The organism is Streptomyces sp. WAC06614 (assembly GCF_003949795.1).
In the GTDB taxonomy this organism is placed as follows: domain Bacteria; phylum Actinomycetota; class Actinomycetes; order Streptomycetales; family Streptomycetaceae; genus Streptomyces.
In genome coordinates, this window is sequence record NZ_RPRY01000050.1 from 1 (window position 1) to 14,991 (window position 14,991).

The 14,991-nt window shown below is 70.3% G+C and carries 12 protein-coding genes and 5 tRNA genes; 9 read left to right on the forward strand and 8 right to left on the reverse strand.

Features of this window, described 5'->3' with window-relative positions:
• The 8 genes from EF918_RS09765 to EF918_RS09800 all read right to left on the reverse strand — a co-directional run.
• The coding region (locus tag EF918_RS09765) for an ATP/GTP-binding protein (protein WP_125643818.1) at positions 1 to 573 on the reverse strand (573 nt) is incomplete at its 3' end.
• A complete protein-coding gene (locus tag EF918_RS09770) occupies positions 554 to 1,138 on the reverse strand; it encodes a DUF742 domain-containing protein (protein ID WP_125643820.1) in 585 nt (194 codons plus the stop codon). The genes EF918_RS09770 and EF918_RS09765, both read right to left, overlap by 20 nt.
• 42 nt (positions 1,139 to 1,180) lie before the next feature.
• Complete coding sequence (locus tag EF918_RS09775; protein WP_125643822.1) at positions 1,181 to 1,594, reverse strand: roadblock/LC7 domain-containing protein; 414 nt, start codon at positions 1,592 to 1,594, stop codon at positions 1,181 to 1,183.
• 10 nt (positions 1,595 to 1,604) lie between these two features.
• A complete protein-coding gene (locus EF918_RS09780; RefSeq protein ID WP_125643824.1) occupies positions 1,605 to 4,808 on the reverse strand; it encodes a nitrate- and nitrite sensing domain-containing protein in 3,204 nt (1,067 codons plus the stop codon).
• 309 nt (positions 4,809 to 5,117) lie between these two features.
• Positions 5,118 to 5,711 carry an ATP/GTP-binding protein gene (locus tag EF918_RS09785; RefSeq protein WP_125643826.1) on the reverse strand — a complete coding sequence of 198 codons (594 nt, stop codon included), beginning with the start codon at positions 5,709 to 5,711 and terminating at the stop codon, positions 5,118 to 5,120.
• Complete coding sequence (locus EF918_RS09790; RefSeq protein WP_125643828.1) at positions 5,692 to 6,087, reverse strand: DUF742 domain-containing protein; 396 nt, start codon at positions 6,085 to 6,087, stop codon at positions 5,692 to 5,694. The genes EF918_RS09785 and EF918_RS09790 overlap by 20 nt, the downstream gene beginning before the upstream one ends.
• Positions 6,088 to 6,241: 154 nt before the next feature.
• Positions 6,242 to 6,655, reverse strand: coding sequence for a roadblock/LC7 domain-containing protein (locus tag EF918_RS09795; protein WP_185921671.1), 414 nt, complete (start codon positions 6,653 to 6,655; stop codon positions 6,242 to 6,244).
• 9 nt (positions 6,656 to 6,664) lie between these two features.
• The gene (locus EF918_RS09800) at positions 6,665 to 10,426 is read right to left on the reverse strand and encodes a nitrate- and nitrite sensing domain-containing protein (protein WP_125643832.1); all 3,762 of its coding nucleotides are present in this window, start codon (positions 10,424 to 10,426) and stop codon (positions 6,665 to 6,667) included.
• A gap of 558 nt (positions 10,427 to 10,984) precedes the next feature.
• Between EF918_RS09800 and EF918_RS09805 the strand changes: the two genes are divergently transcribed.
• The 9 genes from EF918_RS09805 to EF918_RS09845 all read left to right on the forward strand — a co-directional run bounded on the left by EF918_RS09805 (position 10,985) and on the right by EF918_RS09845 (position 14,938).
• Positions 10,985 to 11,167: a hypothetical protein gene (locus tag EF918_RS09805; protein ID WP_125643835.1), complete on the forward strand. Its 183-nt coding sequence runs from the start codon at positions 10,985 to 10,987 to the stop codon at positions 11,165 to 11,167.
• A 112-nt stretch (positions 11,168 to 11,279) separates the two neighbouring features.
• Positions 11,280 to 12,068, forward strand: coding sequence for a fumarylacetoacetate hydrolase family protein (locus tag EF918_RS09810; RefSeq protein WP_125643837.1), 789 nt, complete (start codon positions 11,280 to 11,282; stop codon positions 12,066 to 12,068).
• Positions 12,061 to 13,536, forward strand: coding sequence for a glutamate--tRNA ligase (gene gltX, locus EF918_RS09815; protein ID WP_125643839.1), 1,476 nt, complete (start codon positions 12,061 to 12,063; stop codon positions 13,534 to 13,536). Before EF918_RS09810 ends, gltX begins: the two co-directional genes overlap by 8 nt.
• A gap of 90 nt (positions 13,537 to 13,626) precedes the next feature.
• On the forward strand, positions 13,627 to 14,355 hold the full coding sequence (locus EF918_RS09820) for an HAD family hydrolase (protein WP_125643841.1): 729 nt from the start codon (positions 13,627 to 13,629) through the stop codon (positions 14,353 to 14,355).
• Between the two features lie 93 nt (positions 14,356 to 14,448).
• A tRNA-Gln gene (locus EF918_RS09825) sits at positions 14,449 to 14,520 on the forward strand.
• 21 nt (positions 14,521 to 14,541) lie between these two features.
• Positions 14,542 to 14,614, forward strand: a tRNA-Glu gene (locus tag EF918_RS09830).
• 61 nt (positions 14,615 to 14,675) lie between these two features.
• Positions 14,676 to 14,751 (forward strand) — tRNA-Glu (locus tag EF918_RS09835).
• Positions 14,752 to 14,769: 18 nt separating this feature from the next.
• Positions 14,770 to 14,841: transfer RNA gene (locus EF918_RS09840), tRNA-Gln, on the forward strand.
• A 24-nt stretch (positions 14,842 to 14,865) separates the two neighbouring features.
• Positions 14,866 to 14,938, forward strand: a tRNA-Glu gene (locus tag EF918_RS09845).
• The last annotated feature ends 53 nt before the right edge of the window (positions 14,939 to 14,991 follow it).

Below are 14,991 nucleotides of genomic sequence, written 5' to 3' on the forward strand. Positions count from 1 at the left end.
GCGTGCCATCAGTGCGTGTTCGACGAGCGTGATGAGGGCGCTCTTGGCGTCGGCGCGGTGGCGGGCGTCGGTGGTGATGATGGGGGCGTCGGGGCCGATCTGGAGTGCTTCGCGGACTTCTTCGGGGGTGTAGGGCTGGTGTCCGTCGAAGCCGTTGAGGGCGATGACGAAGGGGAGGCCGCTGTTCTCGAAGTAGTCGACGGCGGGGAAGCAGTCGGCGAGGCGTCGGGTGTCGACGAGGACGACGGCGCCGATGGCGCCGCGGACGAGGTCGTCCCACATGAACCAGAAGCGGTCCTGTCCGGGGGTGCCGAACAGGTAGAGGATGAGGTCCTGGTCGAGGGTGATGCGGCCGAAGTCCATGGCGACCGTGGTGGTCGTCTTGTCACCGGTGTGGGTGAGGTCGTCGATGCCGGCGGAGGCGCTGGTCATGACGGCTTCGGTGCGCAGGGGGTTGATCTCGGAGACCGCGCCGACGAACGTGGTCTTGCCCACGCCGAAGCCGCCCGCCACCACGATCTTCGCGGAGGTGGTGGAGCGAGCCGCTCCGCCGTTAGAGCTTGCGAAGTCCACTGAGCACCCTTTCGAGCAGTGTCACGTCAGGCTGGCCGCCGGCGTTGTCGTCGCCGCCCGGCTGATGGATGGCGACGAGTCCGGCCTCTGCCAGGTCGGCAACGAGGATCCGGGCGACGCCGAGGGGAATGGAGAGCAGGGCCGAGATCTCGGCCACCGACTTGATTTCGATGCAGAGCCGGCAGATCCGCTGGTGCTCGGGCAACTGCCCTTGCAGCCGGGAGGGATCGGCCGTGGTGCTGACCAGCGCCTCGATGGCGAGCTGGTACCGGGGCCGGGTCCGGCCACCGGTCATCGCGTACGGACGCACCAGCGGGTTGTGGGCCTTCGGTGCCTGCGGCGGGGCCGAGGGGCGCGAAGGACGAGGCTGCTGGGGCTGACCGTACGCCTGGTGCTGGTACGGGTTGTGCTCCGGCGCGGGCCGGCTGGGAGCGGAGGGGAAGTTGAATCGGTTCTGGTCGTGCCCACCCGGCGGCTGCTGGCCGCCATAAGGATGTCCTCCGGGTGTTGTCACGCTTCCTCCTCCGACTCCAAGAACGCAGTACTCCCTGTGGAACCGCGTCATCGCACCTTAGGGTGCGACGACGCGAAACGCACTGCCTGTTTGCTAGTTGAGAAGACTTCCTTGCAGTTCGGCGCGCAGGTCCGGGGTGAGGACGTTGCCCGCGCGATCCACGAGGAGGGCCATCTCGTAGCCCACGAGGCCGATGTCGCACTCCGGGTGCGCGAGTACGGCCAGCGACGATCCGTCCGAGATCGACATCAGGAAGAGGAAGCCACGCTCCATCTCCACCACCGTCTGGTTGACGGCCCCGCCCTCGAAGATCCGGGACGCTCCCGCGGTCAGCGACGTCAGACCGGAGGCCACCGCCGCCAGCTGATCGGCGCGGTCGCGCGGAAACCCGTCGGACATCGCCAGAAGAAGGCCGTCGGCGGAGACCACCACGGTGTGGGACACCCCAGGGGTGTTGTCCACGAAATTGGTGATCAACCAGTTCAGGTTCTGTGCCGCCTGGCTCATCGGGCTCACACTAACGCTCCTGGTCATAGCTGTTACTTGACTGCTCCGAACCCGCGCTGCGTCCCTGCTGGACACCGCGTCGCAGGTTGCTCAGCCTGCCACGGACGTCCTCCGGGGCGCGGGAGACCTGGGGGCCGCCCTGCGGGGTCTGCTCCGCCGTGCCCTCGACCAGGTTGGCCTTGGGCACACGCCGAGGGAGTCCGGACGGGGTGACCCCGCCCGCCTTCGGCTCACGGAGCTTGCCGGCCTGCGCCCAGCGCTCGTCGTTGCGAGAACGCCAGCCGGCGTCTGACGCGTCCTCCTGCTGCGCCGCCATCGCCGCCTGCTGCTTGCGCGCCTGCGGCCTGTCGTCGAAGAGGGAGGGAGCGGACTCCGCTTCCTGCTGCGCCGGCTGCCACTGCTGCTGGCTGCCGCGGCGCGGCAGACCCGCGCCGGTCAGCTGGTGGCCGGTGTCGGCAGCGGCGACCGGACGGTCGAAGCCTACGCGGTCCGGAGCCGGTTCGGGAGCGGAGGGGGGTTCCGATTCCCTGCCGGGGTCCTGCTGGTAGCCACCGGCGTAGGAGCCCTGATCAGGCCACTCGGCCTGGTGGGAGTGGGTCTCGTAGCCGGTGTCATAGCCCTGGGCGGGCTGCTGCGGGTCCTGGTACGAACCCTCCGGATAGGTGTAGCCGTCCTGCGGGTACGCGGCGTAGCCGGAATCGGTCGGCTGAGTGTCGTAGGCGGGGTCGTACCCCTGGCCCATCGGCTGCTCGTAACCCGGGTACTGCTGGTACTCGTGCTCCGGCTGCGGTTCCGGATACTCCTGCGCGTACGGCTGCTCGGCCTGCTGCTGCGCCTGCTGGTGGCCGACGTTGGCCTCCAGCTGGGCACGGCGCTCGTCACGGACGAGCGAGCGGCCCACGGGGTCCAGATCGGCCTTGTCGGCCGCGGTGCCCGGGTTGTCGTAGCGCGAGTCGTCGAAGCCGAGCTCCGCGGCGGTGCGCATCGGTGCGGCCGTCTCGTACGACGGCGACTGCTGCTCGGGGATGATCGAGGAGACGGTGAAGTCGTCGTCCGGGATCCCCTCGCCACCGCCACCGTGGGTGATGGCGTCCGGGAGCATGACCAGCGACGTGGTGCCGGCCTGCTCGCCCGAGGGGCGCAGCTGCACGCGGATGCCGTGCCGGTCGGCCAGGCGGCCGACCACGAACAGTCCCATGCGCTGGGAGATCGCGACGTCCACGGTCGGCGGGTTCGCCAGCTTGTGGTTGATGTCCGCGAAGTCCTCGGCGGTCAGGCCGATGCCCTTGTCGTGGATCTCGACCATGACCCGGCCGTCGGGCAGACGCGTGGCGTTGACCTTGACCTTGGTCTGGGGGGAGGAGAACGTCGTGGCGTTCTCCAGCAGCTCGGCCAGCAGGTGCACGAGGTCGGTCACGGCCTGGCCGTGGATCTCGGCCTCGGAGACGCCCGACAGCTCGATGCGCTCGTACTGCTCCACCTCGGAGGAGGCGGCGCGCAGGACGTCGACCAGCGGGACCGGCTGGTCCCAGCGGCGGCCCGGCTCCTCGCCCGCGAGGATGAGGAGGTTCTCGCCGTTACGGCGCATGCGCGTGGCCAGGTGGTCCAGCCGGAAGAGGTTCTCCAGCTGCTCCGGGTCCGCCTCGTTGTTCTCCAGGTCGGTGATCAGGGTCAGCTGGCCCTCGATCAGCGACTGGTTGCGGCGCGAGAGGTTCGTGAAGATCGCGTTGACGTTGCCCCGCAGCAGGGCCTGCTCGGCGGCGAGCCGGACGGCCTCGCGGTGGACCTGGTCGAAGGCCCGGGCGACCTCGCCGATCTCGTCCTGGGAGTCGATCGGGATGGGCGCCACCCGGGTGTCGACCTTGCCCGGGTCGGTCCGCGAGAGCTGGTCGACCAGGCTCGGCAGGCGCTGCTCGGCGACGTCGAACGCCGCCCCGCGCAGCCGGCGCATCGAGCGGCCCATCTGGCGGGCCATGAGACCGGCCATGATGAACGCGGCGCTGAGCGCGACGACCACGATGGCACCGTTGACGATCGCGTCGGTGCGCGCGTCGTCGGAGATCGCGATGGTGTCCTTGACCGCCTTGTCGAGGAGCTCCTTCTCGACCTCGGCGTACCCCTCGAACTTCGCGGTCGAGGCCTGCTGCCAGGCGGCGGCGGTGGTGCCGCCCGCGGCCAGCTTCTCCTTGGAGTCGCCGCTGGCGATGGCCTCGGTCATACCGGTCAGCGCGGAGCCGTTGACGACCGGCGGGGCCTTGAAGGGCTGCCCGCTGCGCTCGGCGGCGGCACGGGCCTCGGCGAGCTTGTTGGCGCCCTGGGCGGAGCGGTTGCCCATGACCTCCTGGAGGCGGGCGGTGTCCTGCTGCGTACCACCGGCGACGTACTCGCCGAGGGCGATGTCCTCCAGGTACGCGTACGAGGAGAAGGCGATCAGCTGGGCCTTGCGGACGTCCTCCTTCTCGTTCGGCCGCACCAGCAGGTGGGTGCCGATCGAGCGCTGGAGGGAGTTGGCGGCCTTGGCGAGCTGGATCGCGTAGACCATACGGCCGTAGCTGGTCACGTTCCCGGTGCCCAGGCCCAGCTCGTTGGCGAACTGCATGAGGTTGTGCTGCACGAGCACGTACCCCTCCTCCGTCGGCACCGGGCCGGCGGCGGACGGGAGGTTCTTCTTGGCGGTCTCGATGTCCTTGAGATACGCCGTCTTGCGTATCTGGTCGAGCTTGGGCTCTTCCTGCTTGACCAGCTCCAGGCGCCGCTCCAGACCCTGGTTCTGCGGCATGCCCTGGACGGCCTGGTGGAACTTGGCCTTGGCGGTGTCGGTCGCGGCGTAGGACTCGGCGACCGCGGGGTTGGTGCGGTCGCCGCGCAGCAGCGGGTCGGCGGTCAGGTCGCGCTCGTTGAGCAGCGCCTGGCCGTATTCGGCCGCCGCCTGGACGATGCGGGCCGTCTTCTCGGCGTCCTTGGCCTCGTTCCAGGTGTCGATCGCGCTCTTCACCTGGAAGCCGCCCATGACCAGGCCGACGAGGCTGGGCACGAGGAGGATGGCGTTCAGGCGCGTGGGCACACGCCAGTTGCGCGGGGAGAACCTGCTGGTACTGCCGCTGCTCACCGCGGGCTCGACGGGCGCGTCGAGGGGCGACGTGGCCGCGCGCTGCGGCGGGGTGAAGTTGCCCCGCGCGGAATCGTCCGCGGGGCTCGAGTTGCTTCGCCTCACTCGACCAACAACCTCTCGGCGGTGCTACTAGCTAGTTCGTTGAATTCCAGCATGTCCAACGGCCGTGTTCCAAACAGTTGAATCCGGCCGTTTCCAGGGACGAGTCCGTCAAGTAAAACGGACATAAAGAACGAGCTGCGGCAAACCCGGGGGGAGTTGTACGCATAGCGGCACCAGGTGAACGCACCGAGTGGCCAAGAAGGTTCAAACCTCTGTCGAAACGTTATGAACACCACGGGGCGGGTCGTGTCGTAGGACACAGCCCGCCCCGGGGGACGTGGAGATTACGTGAACCCGTCTACTCCGCGTCTACTTCAAACGTGCCATCAGTGCGTGTTCGACGAGCGTGATGAGGGCGCTCTTGGCGTCGGCGCGGTGGCGGGCGTCGGTGGTGATGATGGGGGCGTCGGGGCCGATCTGGAGTGCTTCGCGGACTTCTTCGGGGGTGTAGGGCTGGTGTCCGTCGAAGCCGTTGAGGGCGATGACGAAGGGGAGGCCGCTGTTCTCGAAGTAGTCGACGGCGGGGAAGCAGTCGGCGAGGCGTCGGGTGTCGACGAGGACGACGGCGCCGATGGCGCCGCGGACGAGGTCGTCCCACATGAACCAGAAGCGGTCCTGTCCGGGGGTGCCGAACAGGTAGAGGATGAGGTCCTGGTCGAGGGTGATGCGGCCGAAGTCCATGGCGACCGTGGTGGTCGTCTTGTCACCGGTGTGGGTGAGGTCGTCGATGCCGGCGGAGGCGCTGGTCATGACGGCTTCGGTGCGCAGGGGGTTGATCTCGGAGACCGCGCCGACGAACGTGGTCTTGCCCACGCCGAAGCCGCCCGCCACCACGATCTTCGCGGAGGTGGTGGAGCGCGTCGCCCCGGCGTGAGAACTGCCGTTAGAGCTTGCGAAGTCCACTGAGCACCCTCTCCAGGAGCGTCACGTCCGGCGCGCCGCCGGCCTCACCGTTGCCCGGCTGGTGGATCGCCACCATGCCGGCCTCTGCCAGGTCGGCCACGAGGATCCGGGCGACGCCGAGCGGCATCGACAGCAGCGCCGACACCTCGGCGACCGACTTGACCTCACGGCACAGCGTGCAGATCCGCTGGTGCTCGGGGAGCAGGCCCGACAGGTGCATCGGATCGGCCGTGGTGCTGACCAGCGCCTCGATGGCGAGCTGGTAGCGCGGCCGGGTCCGGCCACCGGTCATCGCGTACGGGCGAACCAGCGGCTGGTCGCCTTCCGAGTACGACGAATCGCCGTACGCATCGGGATAGGCGGGGGGCGGGGTCATGGGTCCTCCGGGCTGGACAGCAGTGGTCAGCGTGCCGTCTGACGGGGCCGGTGGGGGGAAGAGATGACGGCCTGGTGGTGGTACTGGAACCCGGGGCCAGGGAGGGGGCCCCGGTCCCCCGGCCGGCAGTACCGGCCGGCCGGGGGATGAGGAGTCAGCTGAGCAGGCTGCCTTGCAGCTCGGCGCGGAGGTCCGGGGTCAGGACGTTGCCCGCGCGGTCGACAAGGAGCGCCATCTCGTAGCCCACGAGGCCGATGTCGCACTCGGGGTGGGCGAGCACGGCCAGCGAGGAACCGTCGGAGATGGACATCAGGAACAGGAATCCCCGCTCCATCTCGACCACGGTCTGGTTGACGGGACCGCCCTCGAAGATCCGGGAGGCTCCCGAGGTCAGCGACGTCAGACCGGAGGCGACGGCCGCCAGCTGATCGGCGCGGTCACGCGGGAAACCCTCGGACATCGCCAGAAGGAGGCCGTCGGCGGAGACCACCACGGTGTGGGACACCCCAGGGGTGTTGTCCACGAAGTTGGTGATCAACCAGTTCAGGTTCTGTGCCGCCTGGCTCATCGAACTCAACTATCGCTCCTGCTGGTAAGAGGGGTCGATGTGGTAACTGCCGGTCGCCGGCCCGGAGTTCCCGGTACTGCCGGCGCTGCCGGCCTGGCGACCCTGCTGGATACCCCGTCGGAGGTTGGTCAGACGGCCACGGACGTCGTCCGGGGCGCGCGAGACCTGGGGGCCGGACTGGGTGTCGGCCTGCTGCTGCGCGGTGCCGGCCACGAGGTTCGCCCGCGGTACCCGGCGCGGCAGCCCCGAGGTGGTGATGCCGCCCGCCGCGGGCTGGCGCAGGCGCTCGGCCTGCCGCATCAGCTCGTCGTTGGGCGACGAACGCCAGCTCACCGTCGGCGTGGCGCCGGTGGACTGGGCCGGGGACTCCGCGGCCCGCTCCTGGGCCCGCTGCGGCAGCGGACGCTGCTGCGGCGGGGCCTGGGGAGCCTGCTGCTGGACCGGCTGCGGAGCCGGGTGCTGCGCGGGCTGCTGCCCGCCGGGGCCCTCCTGGGGGTACCAGTTGGACTCCAGCGTGTCGAAGATCGGGCTGCGTGCGTCACCGGCCGGCTGGGCCGGGGGCAGGGCCTCCGGCTGCCGCGGGGCCTCGGCCCGCGGAGTGGGCGCCTGCGGGTGGTGGGGCACCTGCTGCGCCTGCTCGCCGTACGCACCGACACCCGGACCCCCGGGACGCTGCACACCGTAGTCCTGACGGGCGAACTGGCCCGTCGAGCCCATGTCCGCACCACCGCGGACGTCGGGACGTTCGAACTGTCCGGTCGAGCCCATGTCCGCGCCACCGCGGACGTCGGGCCGCTCGAACTGCCCCGTGGTGCTGTTGCCCTGCGGCATCGGCGCACCGAAGTCGGGGCGCGGGAACTCGGCCGTGGAGCCGGGACCCGAGAGCTCGTCGTGGCCCCGCGGGACGTCCTGGCCACCGGGGGCGCCCTGGGCGGCACCCCAGCTCGTGGCCTGGCCCGCTGCGCTGCCGGCACCCGGCAGCTCCGGACGCGGCCCGCCGTCGCGCGGCGGGAGCTGCGGCCGGGTGCGGCCGCCCGGCGCCTGCGGCGCGGGCGGGGCCGACGGGGTGGCCGGCAGGGGCGGCTGGCCCGGCACCGGAGCGCCCGGCTGCGGACGCTCGAAGGCGTTGCCCTGCTGGGGGAAGCCACCGGCGGCGGAGGCCGTCGGGGCCGGCGCGGGACGGTTCTGGTGCTGCGGCGCCTGACCGGGGCCGGCCGGGCCACGGCCCGCACCGCCCGGCGCACCGGCGCCGAAGGCGCCCTGGCTGCCGAACGCGCCCTGGCCGGGACCACCGGGCGCACCGGGGCCGCCCTGCGGACGCTGCTGGCCCTGCGGGCGCTGGCCGTCACGGCCCGGCAGGGCAGGACGCGGTCCGCCGCCGACCTGGCCGCGCGGAGCGCCGGCGCCGACCGGCGGGCGGGCGGCCGCACCGGCCATGGCGCCGCCCGGACCGCCCTGCTGGGCGCCGGGGCCACCGGGCGCGCCGGGGCCGCCCGGACCGGCGGGGCCGCCGGGGCCGGGCTTGCGCCCGCCCTGGGCGACGTCGACGGGGAGCATGACGAGGGCCGTCGTACCACCGGAGTCGGAGGGACGGAGCTGGATGCGGATGCCGTGTCGCAGGGACAGGCGGCCGACCACGAACAGACCCATGCGCCGGGAGACCGACACGTCCACGGTGGGCGGCGAGGCGAGCCGCTCGTTGATCGCGGCCAGGTCCTCGGGGGACAGACCGATACCGGTGTCGTGGATCTCGACCAGCACGCGGCCGTCGGGCAGCGCGTGACCGGTCACCTTGACCTTGGTCTGCGGGGAGGAGAACGAGGTGGCGTTCTCCAGCAGCTCGGCGAGGAGGTGCACGAGGTCGTTGACGACGCGGCCGGCGACGTCGGTGCCGGGCACCGAGGCCAGTTCGATGCGCTCGTACTGCTCCACCTCGGACGCGGCGGCACGCAGGACGTCGACCAGCGGGACCGGGCGGGTCCACCGGCGGCCCGGCTCCTCACCGGCGAGGACGAGGAGGTTCTCACCGTTACGGCGCATGCGCGTCGCGAGGTGGTCGAGCTTGAAGAGCGAGGACAGCTGGTCGGGGTCGGCCTCGCGCGACTCCAGCTCGGAGATGAGCGAGAGCTGGCGCTGGATGAGACCCTGCGAGCGGCGCGAGAGGTTGGTGAACATCGCGTTGACGTTGCCCCGCAGCAGGGCCTGCTCGGCGGCGAGGCGGACCGCCTCGCGGTGCACGTCGTCGAAGGCCGCGGCCACCTGGCCGATCTCGTCGCGGGAGTGCACACCGACGGACTCCACCGAGGTGTCCACGTCCTGCGGGTCGGTCTCGGAGAGCTGCTTGACGAGCTCCGGCAGACGTTCCTGGGCGACCCGGGTCGCGGTGTCCTGCAGCCGGCGCAGCGAACGGATCATGGACCGGGCCATGATGAACGCGCCGACGAGCGAGACGCCGAGGACGAGGAGGATCAGCGCACCGTTGATGATGGCGTCGCGCTGCGACTCGTTCTTGAGCTCGCGGGCCTTCTGCTCCATGTCCTCGAGCAGGGTGAGCTCGATGACCTTCATCGCCTGGAGCTTGGTGTCGTCGGCGTCGTACCAGTCCATCCAGGACCGGTTCTTCTCCTTGCCGAACTGTCCCTGGGTGCTCAGCACGCGGCGGGCGTAGTGGTCGGCGCTGCCGACCTCGGCGTTGCCGTCGCCGAGCGACTGCAGGAGCTCCTCGGCCTTGCCCTGGTAGACGAGCTCGAAGGTCTTCTTCGCCTGGCTCTCGCCGCGCAGCGCGGAGAAGGCGTACAGACGGTCGTTCTCCTCCAGCCGGCCCGGCTTGTCGCCGCTCTCGGGGAGCGAGGCGGCGATGATCGCGCGCTGGATGGACGCGTACTCCTTGGCGGACGAGAACGCCGCCAGGGCGCGGGTGCGCTTGATCATCTCGGGGCTGGAGGTGGCCTGGGCCATGTCCTGGGAGAGGGACAGCAGCGAGACGATCAGGGCGTTGTACTCGGTGACGGTCTGCTGGGCGCCGGTGGCGTAGGCCTTCTTGCGGATGTCCTCGATGCCGGAGAGCTGGCGGCCGATCTGCAGGACGTTGTTGCGGATCGACTTGAGGGTGTCGTCCTTGTCCTCGGAGGCGTCGATCTTGTCGGTCGCCGCGGCGAAGGCCGCCATGGCCGAGTCCGTCTGGTCGCGGACGCCCTGGACGAGGCTGTTGGGCTTGCCCGACTTGTCGTTGGTCAGCGGACCCGCGGACTTGTCCCGCTCCTCCTGGAGCATGGCGGCCAGGTTGGTGGCCTGCCGGGTCATCGTCGTCAGGAGCTGCATGTGCTCCAGCTGATCGATGTTGTTCAGCGAGTCGTTGATGCGGAAGCCACCCAGGGTGGTGGCGGCGACGACCGGCAGGGTCAGCAGCGACACCAGTCGCGTGCTGATGCGCCAGTTCTGCATGGAGAGACGGGAACCGGAGCCCACGGGGGCCTTGGGTATCGCCTGGTCCTGCCCGGCGGTCTCCTCCGGCGTCACGGCCGTGGCGGCCGGGTCGCCCTTGGACCTGTTCTTCGCCTTGGCCTTGCCCCTGCCCTTCGCCTTACCGGCGGGGGAGTCGGGGCCGGGGCCGGCGCCGGGGGCGCCGGCAGCGGGCCCGCTGTTCTGGGCGTGCTGGGGCGAGAAGCCACGGTCGGTCCCGCCGTGCGGTTCCTGCTCCGCAGCAGCGTCCCCTCGGCCCTGAAGGGCCTGGGGAGACCCCTTGCCATCCCTCTTGAATCGTCCCTGCACTAGCGTCGCAACCTCTGGACCAGGCGTCCCGCCGGGGACCGGTGGGACGGTGTCGAGTCGTGGGGCACCGACGGCCCCATGTGTGGTCTTCGGTGACCGGCGCGTCTCCCCTTCCTGGTCGCCGCGCTGGCGCTGGTGCAGCGCCCCCTGCGCGCCGGCTGATACCCGCGGCGGTCCCGCGAATTCCAGCACAGTGCTGGATCTCCAACAAGGTGCGGCGGTACCCCCGGAGCGTCGGTCACGAGGTGTGTCAGGATCGTCACGCGGTGTAGAAGCCGTTCCGGGGCGAATCGGACTTACGTCCAGCAAACGGCGAGTCTGCCAAGGTGTCCCAGTCGTAATGATCAGGAGCGGAATGCTGCATTCAGGACCGCAATGTCCGTTTCGTGGGCCTGAATTGGCTGTCCACAATGACCGGAATGCCCGCTGACTGGTGAGCAAACTCACACACCGTGGCCCCGGAGATCCCGGTAATGACGGGGAATCGGATGTTTAGCCTGACCTCTTAAAGGGATGGCCGACCGACAACCTCCCGTGACCGAGGATTCCGATACCCCGATGAAGACGACGATGATGTTCCGCAACATAGCCAACCCGCGCCGCACCACCCTCGCCCATCTGAAGGACGCCGAGGAGCTGCAGGCGCCGCAGGCCCCGGAGCACGCCGTCGAGCTGCCCACCCAGACCGCGAACCCGCGCCGCACCGTCCTGATGGACGCACCCGTCCCCGCCGCGCAGTAACGCAAGCGATCAGGCCCTGCCCGCCGCGTTAGCCTGGAAACCTCACACCCGCCGGACGCACTCCGGCCGGCGGACACCCAGCCAGCGGACACCAGAGGGGCAGACGCAACACGTGCGCATCGCCAGGTTCTCGATCGACGGCAATGTCGCCTTCGGCGCGGTCGAGGGCGACAGCGCCCCCGGCTCCGAGGACGAGCTCGTCCTCGACATCATCAAGGGCATTCCCTTCGCGGACTTCGAGCTCTCCGGGACCAAGGTCCCCCTCGGCAAGGTCCGCCTGCTGCCGCCCGTGCTCCCGAACAAGGTCGTGGCCATCGGCCGCAACTACGCGGAGCACGCGGCGGAGCTCGGCAACGAGGTCCCGGACGTCCCCGTCGCCTTCTTCAAGCCCTCCACCTCCGTGGTGGGCCCCGGCGACCCCATCGCGTACCCCTCCTTCTCCCAGGAGCTGCACCACGAGGCCGAGCTCGCCGTGGTGATCGGCCGGATGTGCCGCGAGGTCCCGCGCGACCGGGTCAAGGACGTCGTCCTCGGCTACACCTGCGCCAACGACGTCACCGCGCGCGACGTCCAGCAGCGCGAGAACCAGTGGGCCCGGGCCAAGGGCTTCGACAGCTCCTGCCCGCTCGGCCCGTGGATCGAGACCGACCTCGACCCCGGCGACCTCGCCATCGGGTGCACGGTCAACGGCGAACAGCGCCAGCTCGGCCGGACCAGCCAGATGGTCCGCTCCGTCGAGGACCTGATCGTCCACATCACCGAGGCCATGACGCTGCTCCCGGGCGACGTCGTCCTCACGGGGACCCCGGCCGGGGTCGGGCCCCTCAACGTCGGCGACGAGGTCGCCGTCACCATCGAAGGTATCGGCACTCTCACCAACAAGGTGATCAAGCGTGGCTAACGGCTCCGTCCGCGTACGTTTCTGTCCCTCCCCGACCGGCAACCCCCACGTGGGCCTGGTCCGCACCGCCCTGTTCAACTGGGCCTTCGCCCGGCACCACGGCGGTACGTTCGTCTTCCGCATCGAGGACACCGACGCGGCGCGCGACTCCGAGGAGTCCTACGAGCAGCTGCTCGACTCCCTGAAGTGGCTCGGCTTCACCTGGGACGAGGGCCCCGAGGTCGGCGGCCCGCACGCCCCGTACCGGCAGTCCCAGCGCATGGACCTCTACGCGGACGTCGCCGCGAAGCTGCTCGACGGCGGCTACGCCTACCACTGCTACTGCACCGCCGAGGAGCTCGACGAGCGCCGCGAGCTCGCCCGCCGCGAGGGCCGCCCGTCCGGGTACGACGGCACCTGCCGCACCGTGACCCCCGAGCAGAAGGCCGTCTACGAGGCCGAGGGCCGCACCCCGATCGTCCGCTTCCGGATGCCCGACGAGCCGATCACCTTCACCGACCTGGTCCGCGGCGAGCTCACCTTCACCCCCGAGAACGTGCCGGACTACGGCATCCTCCGGGCCAACGGCGCCCCGCTCTACACCCTGGTCAACCCGGTCGACGACGCGCTCATGGAGATCACCCACGTCCTGCGCGGCGAGGACCTGCTCTCCTCCACCCCCCGCCAGATCGCCCTGTACAAGGCGCTGATCGAGCTCGGCATCGCCAAGGAGATCCCCTCCTTCGGCCACCTGCCGTACGTGATGGGCGAGGGCAACAAGAAGCTCTCCAAGCGCGACCCGCAGTCCTCGCTGAACCTCTACCGCGAGCGCGGCTTCCTGCCCGAGGGCCTGCTGAACTACCTCTCGCTCCTCGGCTGGTCCTTCTCGGCCGACCAGGACCTGTTCTCGATCGACGAGATGGTCGCCAAGTTCGACATCTCCGACGTGAACGCCAACCCGGCGCGGTTCGACCTCAAGAAGTGCGAGGCGATCAACGCCGAGCACGTCCGCCGGCTGGACCCGAAGGCCTTCGCCGACGCCTGCACCCCCTGGCTGCGGGCCCCGCACGCCCCGTGGGCCCCGGAGGACTTCGACCAGGCCGCCTGGGAGGCCATCGCGCCGCACGCCCAGACCCGGCTGACGGTGCTGTCGGAGATCACCGCCAACGTCGACTTCCTGTTCCTGCCCGAGCCGGTCTTCGACGAGGCCTCGTGGGACAAGGCGATGAAGGGCGACCCGGCGGCGCTGCTGACCACGGCCCGCGAGAAGCTCCTCGCCGCCGACTGGACCAGCGCCGAGTCCCTGAAGGAGGCCGTCCTGGCCGCCGGCGAGGCCCACGGCCTCAAGCTCGGCAAGGCCCAGGCCCCGGTCCGCGTGGCGGTCACCGGCCGCACGGTCGGCCTGCCCCTCTTCGAGTCCCTGGAGATCCTGGGCAAGGACAAGACCCTGGCGCGCATCGACGCGGCCCTGGCGAGGCTCGCCGGCTGAGCCGTTCGTCACACCCGCGGGAAGCACCCCTGAACCGTTCAGGGGTGCTTCCCCGTTTTTTCGCCCCGGTTTCGCTGTAGCGTCGGTCACATGCCGATCCGAGCCGTGCTCTGGGACATCGACGACACCCTCTTCGACTACACGGGGGCCGACACCGCGGGCTTCTCGCGGCACCTGGCCGACGAGGGGCTGGGCGGGCGCTACGGGACGCCCCAGGAGGCGCTCGCCGTGTGGCGGGAGGCCACCGAGCGGCAGTGGGCCCGCTTCTCCGCCGGGCGGACCACCTTCCAGGGGCAGCGCCGCGACCGGGTGCGGGACTTCCTCGGCACGCCGGGCATGGACGACACCGAGGCCGACGGCTGGTTCGAGCGGTACGTCACCCACTACCGGGCCGCCTGGGCGGTCTTCCCGGACGTCCTGCCGGCCCTGGACGCCCTCGCGGCCAGCCATCGGCACGGGGTGCTGTCCAACTCCAGCAGCGCCAACCAGGAGGACAAGCTGCGCCGGCTGGGCCTGCGCGACCGCTTCGAGGTGCTGGTCTGCGCCGCCGAGCTGGGCGTGAGCAAGCCGGAGGCGGCGGCCTTCCGGGCCGCCTGCGAGGCCATGGGGCTGCCCGCGGCCGAGGTGGCGTACGTCGGCGACCAGCCGGAGATCGACGCCCGCGGCGCGCGCGACGCCGGGCTGCTCGCCGTATGGCTGGACCGGGACGGCGGCCGCGGCCCCGGACCGGAGGGCGCGCACCGGATCACGGGCCTCGATCAGCTCCCTGGGGTGCTGGCCGGGGATACCCGTTTTGGAGCACGGTCAGGCATCCGGTAATGTTCTTTCTGCGCCGCCGGGGCGGGCCGAAAGGCCGGAAACCACGGAGGCGCCACTCAGAACGAAGCCCCTCGCAGGGGGGTTGAGTTTTGGTGGGGTATGGTGTAATTGGCAACACGGCTGATTCTGGTTCAGTTGTTCTAGGTTCGAGTCCTGGTACCCCAGCGCAGTGCGCATGCAGTGCTTGCCCCCGTTGTGTAGCGGCCTAGCACGCCGCCCTCTCAAGGCGGTAGCGCCGGTTCGAATCCGGTCGGGGGTACAGATCCTTCCCGCGAGGTCTCCTGGGTAGCTCCCGGACGCCTCGATGCAGGATCGCTAGGGCCCCCGTTGTGTAGCGGCCTAGCACGCCGCCCTCTCAAGGCGGTAGCGCCGGTTCGAATCCGGTCGGGGGTACCAACTGGTCTAGACCACCAGTGGCCTATGGTGTAATTGGCAGCACGACTGATTCTGGTTCAGTTAGTCTTGGTTCGAGTCCAGGTAGGCCAGCTGATCTGCATAAACCCAGATCTTGCCCCCGTTGTGTAGCGGCCTAGCACGCCGCCCTCTCAAGGCGGTAGCGCCGGTTCGAATCCGGTCGGGGGTACATAGAGGGAAGGCCCTCCGTGATCATCACGGAGGGCCTTCTCGTGTTGGTGT

Coding starts and splice junctions, on each gene's coding strand:
- EF918_RS09820 (WP_125643841.1), top strand. CDS start 13,627: ATGCCGATCCGAGCCGTGCTCTGGGACATCGACGACACCCTCTTCGAC.
- EF918_RS09795 (WP_185921671.1), bottom strand. CDS start 6,655: ATGAGCCAGGCGGCACAGAACCTGAACTGGTTGATCACCAACTTCGTG.
- EF918_RS09790 (WP_125643828.1), bottom strand. CDS start 6,087: ATGACCCCGCCCCCCGCCTATCCCGATGCGTACGGCGATTCGTCGTAC.
- EF918_RS09805 (WP_125643835.1), top strand. CDS start 10,985: ATGAAGACGACGATGATGTTCCGCAACATAGCCAACCCGCGCCGCACC.
- EF918_RS09770 (WP_125643820.1), bottom strand. CDS start 1,138: ATGACGCGGTTCCACAGGGAGTACTGCGTTCTTGGAGTCGGAGGAGGA.
- EF918_RS09775 (WP_125643822.1), bottom strand. CDS start 1,594: ATGAGCCAGGCGGCACAGAACCTGAACTGGTTGATCACCAATTTCGTG.